Origin of the sequence: Bifidobacterium hapali (assembly GCF_002259755.1) — a bacterium.
GTDB classification, from domain to species: Bacteria; Actinomycetota; Actinomycetes; order Actinomycetales; family Bifidobacteriaceae; genus Bifidobacterium; species Bifidobacterium hapali.
This window is the reverse complement of sequence record NZ_MWWY01000002.1, coordinates 52820-59365: the sequence shown is the minus strand read 5'-3', so window position 1 is coordinate 59365 and position 6546 is coordinate 52820. Positions and strand designations below refer to the sequence as shown.

Sequence of the window (6546 nt, the reverse complement as noted above, 5' to 3'; positions counted from 1 at the left end):
AACCGCGACTTTCACGCCGCGAATCCGAATGAGCTGTGGGTCACCGACATCACCGAGTTCTCGATCCCCGCGGGCAAGGTGTACCTGTCGCCGGTGATCGACTGCTACGACGGCATGCCGGTCGCCTGGACGATCGGCACCAGCCCCAACGCCGCATTGGCCAACGGGATGCTCGAGGACGCGTGCGCCACGCTCCGACCCGGTCAGACGCCCGTCATCCACTCCGACCGGGGATGCCACTACCGGTGGCCTGAATGGATTCGCATCTGCACGGATCATGGATTGACGAGGTCGATGAGCGCGAAGGGCTGCAGTCCGGACAACGCCGCCGCCGAGGGGTTCTTCGGCCGGCTCAAGCAAGAGTTCTTCCACAAGAGGAGCTTCCAGGGCGTCACGATCGACGAGTTCATTGCGATGCTGGACGAGTACATGGTCTGGTACCGGGACAAGCGCATCAAACTCGAATACGGGATGAGCATCATGGACAAGCGCATCCAGCTCGGGCTCGTCGCCTGAACACATGTGATATCGTTCTGAACGACCATTCAGACAACGAAGTCCAACAAAACGTCACCACCCCCCGCGATATCCCGCGCATTGTCGTGCACTGTTGTACCGGCAATACCGATCATCATGGCGGTCGGTCATCTGTCAGGTGGCGACTGATTGGCTTGTTATGAAGTGCATCTTGCAGTTCTAGGTCAGTCAACGAGATATCACGTCAATATTCACTACGATGCAAATAGTAGAAAGCCCGGAATTCCGGGCTTTCTACTATTTCAGTTTCACTCGCAACAAGCGTCATACATGGCTCAACAACCTAGAACTGCAAGATATGCTCCACAACAAGCCACAAACCTCACCAACAAGTACGCACACAGGGAAAGCATAAACCGGCCACGCTCAAACTTCGGAAAGCGGTGTCAATTCATCTCTTGAGGCAGCTCTTTAATAAGATTTTTCAGCAGAGATTTCAGGTGCTCTCGATGCCGGTACATGCGCATCAAACGTTCGGCTTCTTGCCTCACTAATGCACCATTAGTCGATATACCGGCTCGTCGCAGTAGATTTACTACGTGTTGAGCGCCTTCGGGAGTGTTGTCACGCATCAACTTGGAATCGGCATCATGCAACGGGTGAAGTAGCAGATCAGCCGCCTTACCGAGGTCATATTCCGCCATTACTGCAAATAAATCCGACACTAATGCCTCATCGTACCAATCCTTGCATCGTCGAGAACAGTACTGTATCGCAGCAGCGCCATGCCGTTCCTGTATTAGTAATGCTTCATACTGCCGGTTGCGCGAATGGAACATCGGATCACTACGGTACTTGTCATACAAATTTTCAATTCGTTGTACGAACTCCGGCCAGCGTTCTCCGGCTAGGTCGTGCAACTTCTCGACATAATGATTGAAGAAGAACGGGACTGGGCTGTATTCGTTCAACTTCAGCAGTTCCTCAGCATCGACACCCATGATGATGTAATACGCGTAGATACGACACAACCCGTCTACATCTACCAACCGTTCATACGCCGCTTCCAGCACAGTAAACCAACCGTGTGGCAATCCCGGATCTGCGCCGCCAATCTCGGGCGCGTCTTCAGTACAACTGTTAGTCAACGATCGCATGAATCGCTCTTCATGGAACTGCACCGCAGCTTCGAGATCGTGCATCAACAGTATCCGCTGCAATATCTCGCGAATCTGTTCCCACTGAAGCTGGTTCATGAGTAGGTCATAGGCAGGTTTATCACGGCGAAAACGTGATATGCCAAAACGGTCAAACGCATACTCGCACACAGCGAGAAGCGCTTCCCCGCCGCCAAGCATCGTTGCATATTCCGTGGCTTGCACAGATTGCGATTCCACCCCATGCGTTCTCAGCTCAGTCATAGGTTTCCTCCTGTGTAGCATTATCAGCGTCATCAGCATCATCAGCATCATCATCCGTATCGAACGACTCACTATCTGAATCTGAAGGAAGATACTCTTCCACTGCATTCATCAGCGTTGTCCGACTAGGGAACATGTCTTTAATCTGCGCAGCTAAATCACAAGCCGCTTTAAGCCCATACACCGCTTCTACTTTTCTCAGCCAACGTTTCACGCGCATAGCGGAATGGCTATCGTCCCGCTCGTATATAGGAGCGTCCGGATCGCCAAGCATCCTCGTGATCTGCGCCAACGCGAGATGCGCATTGTCAGGTTTTACCGCAACCACATCCAACATACGGACCAGAATGTCCGTAGATTTAATACGACAATATCGTTTCGCTGCATCGGAAAGTCCCTCCTCCCTCAGCAGCCGCTCATACGCTGGATTGGTCGGAGCGTCATGTTCAAAAATACGGCACTTTTCATACAATCTGACGATTTCATCACAATCTTCCTGCCAGTGTTCGCCGCTGATATTGCGCAGTTTCTGCACATACACCGCTTCAGGATCTGTCTGCGCGATAAGGATGTAGTAGATGTACAGTCGACGTAAACCTTCGGCATCATGCAAGTATTCGTATGACGCTTCGAGAATCGTCATCCATGTATGTGGAAGTTCATCGAAATGCGAGACATCAACAAACGGGACAATAAGCCGCATATTTGCCATGTTCTCATCGTGCTCTTTAGCGTTAGCGTGGCGAACACGTGCCCGATACCGTGACTCGTGCTGTTCGTACAAGGTTTCATGGCGAGATTCATAATCGTTCTCCATAGCACGTCTCGCCTCACGACGTGTCTCTGCAGTCGATATGTCTTCGGCATTGTTAACGGACGAATTAGTGAACGAATCAAGCACGACCTTTTCATGCAGCAGTTTTAGGGTTTCCTTCGTCAACGCAGCATACAGATCATTCACGCACAACAGCGTCTCAAAAATATGCCGTATCGACTGCCAATCGGCCTCGTTCAAACCTCGACCAGGAAACTCGCGCCTTGCGTAACACATCACACAATTAAGCGCATCATCAGGAAACGGCGAGTCATCTGAACCGCGCTGCATCGCCTCCATAGCGGTGAGCACAGCAGCCACATGCTTGCAATACATCGCACGCTGAGCATACGGGCACGTACAAGCAGCCGATACCACGTTGCCGTTGCGCAATCGAATGTCCACTTGATAATCTTCAGTGCCACGAACTACCGCATGCCACAGATTTTCCGCAATCACCGATGGCTGTCCGACTTTGCCCGCGTCATAGTACGCGACGCCACGTTCAAGTATCTTGGAATTAAACAGTTTTATATACCCATCGTTGATGATGCGATCCATATGGCCTCCTCGCCGCTGCCAGTGTCCCCTTGCTATAATCTCAAGTCTAGCGTTACGTTTCTATTATTTCATTCCTCAGTAGCGTTTACCAATGACTGATTACGCAGACACGGCGCGTATATGCAATAGCACGATGATTCTCAGATAACTTCCAGCTACTGCCCACGTAATGTACTAAAACAGGTGGTTATATGACTGTTAGCAGCTGAACAACTGCGAACAACTGAACTTCCTTTCTTCTTCCTTCTCCTCGCTGATGAAGCCCGACTACCTACCGGTCGGGCTTCATTGCGTTAAACGGGTTTGTTGTGGGACCTTGAGTGGCAGAAAACGCTCGCTGACGAGGTCCTCAGTGAGCGTTTTCTGCCACTCACATCAGTACGTGGCGGTTTTGCTCGCTGAGCCTATCGTCAGCGAGCGTTTTCCGCCATGCTTATGGAGCTGCTGGGTCTAGCGTGTCTCGTGTCTACCTAAAAATGGTGAGCGCCAGCGAAAAGCCAGTACGCGGATAATACGGTCATGAATCATAACGCAATCCAACATGCAATATCCCACGCATTATCACGCATCATTGCACCGGCAATACCGATCATCATGGCGGCCGGTTGCGGCAGCGCTATACCATCATCATCTGTCAAACAACAGCCAATTGGCTTGTTATGAAGTATATCTTGCAGTTCTAGGTCAGTCAACGAGATATCACGTCAATATTCACTACGATGCAAATAGTAGAAAGCCCGGAATTCCGGGCTTTCTACTATTTCAGTTTCACTCGCAACAAGCGTCATACATGGCTCAACAACCTAGAACTGCAAGATACACCCCACAACAAGCCACAAACCCCAACAACCCATTCCAAACCAACCACACCCGCAACGCCCAAATTAACTCACTCAGCGAAACCACACCCGTGTCGCGCCACAATCGGCTGCTAGTCTAAACACGGACCGCGGGCGAAGGAGGAAGAAGGAGGCACACGTGGCGGTTTTCCAACTCATCCTGTGTATTATCGCGGCGGTTGTGCTGTCTTCATTCATCAGCCGGTTTATTCCGAAAGTTTCCACGCCACTCGTGCAGATCGCTCTCGGCGCGATCGCCTCGCAACTCCCGTTTTTTCCCGACGTCAGCCTCGACCCGGAATTGTTCATGGTGCTGTTCATCGCCCCGTTGCTCTACCTCGAAGCGCACGAAATCGACAAATCAGAGCTACTGCGTTCGATCAAACTGTCCCTGTCGCTCGCAATCGGCCTCGCCATCGCAACCATGATCGCGGTCGGCTTCATTCTGCACGCGATCTGGCCGGCCATCTCACTCGCCGCCGCTCTCGCGCTCGGCGCCGCGCTTGGCCCGACCGACGCAGTCGCAGTCAGCTCGCTCGGCAAAGAGGCGGCACTCACCCGTCGCCAAACCGGCGTGCTCAAAGGCGAGTCACTGTTTAATGACGCGTCCGGCATCGTCGGCTTCCAATTCGCGATTGCCGCAGCGGTCACCGGCCAGTTCGAGGTCGGCGAAGCAGCAGGCGAATTCGTCGCGTCGTTTATCGGCGGCGCACTATTCGGCCTTGCGATCGGCATGATCGCTAACTGGTTGTTCGAGACAATCCGTTCGCTCGGCTGGGAGACGACCACCACGCGCATCCTCATGGAACTATTTCTGCCGTTCCTGCTGTATTTGGCCGCGGAGGACATCGCGCACGTGTCCGGCATTCTCGCGGTTGTCGCGTCCGGCCTGTTCATCCGCTTCGACCGCACCGGCATCGGCCCGAATGTTGCGCGCACGAATATTGTGTCGAATAGCGTGTGGGGCGTGCTTTCGTTCGCACTTAACGGCGCGGTGTTTATTCTGCTCGGCATGCTGTTGCCCGGTGCGATGGGCACGAGTTGGGATGATCCTGGCGTGAGTAATGCGCTGTTGATCAGTGTGATTTTGCTCGTATCTGGCGTTGTGATTGTGATGCGGTTTGTGTGGGTGACGGTGATGTTGCGACTCGCGCGTGATGTGACGACTGGTCAGCGGCGGCGGATGACACCGGAACGTGTTCGTTCGGCTGCGGTGATGACGTTCGGCGGACCGAAGGGCACGATCACACTGTCGCTGATGTTCACAATTCCGTACATGCTGATTGACGGCACGTGGTTTCCGATGCGTGACGAACTGATTTTCGTGGCGTCGGGCGTGATTATCGTAACGTTGCTACTCGCGAATTTCCTACTGCCGCTACTCGCGCCAAACCGGTCGAAGGACACGTCGGTTGAGCTGACAGAGATTACGATCGAAGTGTTGCGTCGCACGGTTGAAGAGTTGACGGGCCGCGTAACTGATGAGAATCGTCGTGCGATTTTGATGGTGATCGACTCGTATACCAAGCGTATTACGCGCCTGAAGCAGCGCGTCGGCGAGCTGGACCCGCAAGGCTACGCGCAGTTGCAGATTGATGCGCTCGGCTGGGAGAAGGATTACGTTAAGCAGCGGCTGATCGATACGAAACGTAGCAAGGAGGGCACGCAAGCGAGCCGTGATCTGGAGATTGAGGCGTGCGAACGACTGCTTGATCAGATTATGAATTCGCTGCGGCATATTGATACGGATCGCAAGTCTGGCCGTACGCTGTGGCAGATTAAGGGTCGGGCGCGCGCGTTGCAGCGGCGCACGATGACGCTGATTCGGCGCACGTCGAGTCGTATTCGTCGCACGGCTCCGCTGGTGAGTGACGACGCGATTTTTGCGCACTCGCGTATGGTGCAGCTCGACGCGTTTGATCATGTGATTGAGCGGTTGTACGAGGAGATGACGCGCGACACATATAACACTGAGCATTGTTCAGCGCTGCTGCTTGATTATCGACGCGCGGAGTCGGCGTTGCGCGCGCGGCCGAATATGAGCGGTAGTGCGAAGATGATTACGATGGCGGAGGATGTCAAGCGCGAAAGTTACGCGATCGAGCTCGGTGTGATTCAGGATATGCTTGCGGCTGGCGATATTACGCGAGCGCAGGCAAAAACCTTGCGCCGCAACGTCTACGTGATGAGCGTCGACGCCGATTCAAGCATCTAGTTTTGCCTTGGCAAAGCAAGTGAGCCGCGAGGTGTTTAATCGTGGCTCCCCTTGTCAGGACGTTGTCGTTAAGCAAACAGCGGAGCTGTTTGTAGGCAACGTGTGAGCCGACAGGCGAGCCAGCAAACTGCGCGCTTCGCGCGTCCCTAATTGCGGAACGAGCTATCGAGCGAAGACGACTGAGGGGCAGTTACACGGGTTGAACGTTCCAAAGGTATG

The 6546-nt window shown here is 53.5% G+C and carries 4 protein-coding genes; 2 read left to right on the top strand and 2 right to left on the bottom strand.

The annotated features are described in order from the left end of the window. On the top strand, window positions 1-516 hold a 516-nt coding region (locus BHAP_RS00400), incomplete at its 5' end, for an IS3 family transposase (RefSeq protein ID WP_143248695.1). A gap of 407 nt (window positions 517-923) precedes the next feature. On the opposite strand, the gene BHAP_RS00395 is transcribed toward BHAP_RS00400, so the two are convergent. After that, the gene (locus tag BHAP_RS00395; RefSeq protein ID WP_143248694.1) at window positions 924-1940 is read right to left on the bottom strand and encodes a hypothetical protein; all 1017 of its coding nucleotides are present in this window, start codon (window positions 1938-1940) and stop codon (window positions 924-926) included. After that, window positions 1891-3273 carry an SWIM zinc finger family protein gene (locus BHAP_RS00390; protein ID WP_094728548.1) on the bottom strand — a complete coding sequence of 461 codons (1383 nt, stop codon included), beginning with the start codon at window positions 3271-3273 and terminating at the stop codon, window positions 1891-1893. The genes BHAP_RS00395 and BHAP_RS00390 overlap by 50 nt, the downstream gene beginning before the upstream one ends. 978 nt (window positions 3274-4251) lie before the next feature. Between BHAP_RS00390 and BHAP_RS00385 the strand changes: the two genes are divergently transcribed. Beyond that, window positions 4252-6327, top strand: coding sequence for a cation:proton antiporter (locus tag BHAP_RS00385; protein WP_094728546.1), 2076 nt, complete (start codon window positions 4252-4254; stop codon window positions 6325-6327). The last annotated feature ends 219 nt before the right edge of the window (window positions 6328-6546 follow it).